The organism is Dysosmobacter sp. HCP28S3_G4 (assembly GCF_052065175.1).
In the GTDB taxonomy this organism is placed as follows: Bacteria; Bacillota; Clostridia; order Oscillospirales; family Oscillospiraceae; genus Oscillibacter.
The window spans coordinates 1-886 of the sequence record NZ_JBQHUP010000106.1 but is presented as its reverse complement, the minus strand read 5'-3'; the positions used below and the strand labels follow the sequence as shown (position 1 = coordinate 886).

Below are 886 nucleotides of genomic sequence, written 5' to 3'. Positions count from 1 at the left end.
TTCAATGCACGTTACATGGATATTGTCCATGTGGGTTGCCCCATTCGGAAATCTCCGGATCAATGGATATTTGCTCCTCCCCGAAGCTTATCGCAGCTTGTCACGTCCTTCGTCGGCTCCTGATGCCAAGGCATTCCCCTTGCGCTCTTTATAGCTTGACCATCGTCGAAGAAACTCGCTCCATTCCGCTCCTTCCTTCTCCTCCTTCGCCAAAAACAAGTTTTTGGCGATTTTTGGGACGGGAGATGCGGGAAGCAAATTTCTTCTTCAACGTCAGAGAAATTTGGTTCTCTTGAATTATGCAGGCTTCACAAAGATTTTTCGGAAATTGTAATCGTTACCCATCTATACGATGTTCCACAATTAAATTTACGCTTGTCACGCCTCTCAGCGTGACAACCTCTCTGTTGCCTTACTTGCTTGTCATACATTGTTCAGTTTTCAAGGTGCAGACTCCAGCCTCGTTTGAAGCCAGATCTCAAAGTCTTATCGCTAAGGCTCTGAGATCCAACAGCAAATCACTGTTTGGTGGGCCCGAGTGGGCTCGAACCACCGACCTTGCGATTATCAGTCGCACGCTCTAGCCAGCTGAGCTACGGGCCCGTTTTGGTGGAGATAGTCGGGATCGAACCGGCGACCTCCTGCTTGCAAGGCAGGCGCTCTCCCAGCTGAGCTATATCCCCGTTGCTATCTCGTTTTTTCACCGAAGGCGTGTGCCCTCTAAATTAAACAACGTAACTACTTCAGCTCCGACGGCTGACCAGGATGTTACAACCACATCTTTCAGTGATTGAGGTCTCCTTAGAAAGGAGGTGATCCAGCCGCTCGTTCTCGAACGGCTACCTTGTTACGACTTCACCCCAATTATCGAACCCACCTTCGGCCG

The 886-nt window shown here is 49.7% G+C and carries 2 tRNA genes and 2 rRNA genes; all 4 read right to left on the bottom strand.

Annotation, left to right across the window (positions count from 1 at the left end):
• Positions 1-161 (bottom strand): 23S ribosomal RNA (locus tag ACTNBU_RS12645); the annotation flags it as partial.
• Between the two features lie 365 nt (positions 162-526).
• Positions 527-603 (bottom strand) — tRNA-Ile (locus ACTNBU_RS12640).
• A gap of 4 nt (positions 604-607) precedes the next feature.
• Positions 608-683 (bottom strand) — tRNA-Ala (locus ACTNBU_RS12635).
• 122 nt (positions 684-805) lie between these two features.
• A 16S ribosomal RNA gene (locus ACTNBU_RS12630) occupies positions 806-886 on the bottom strand; the annotation flags it as partial.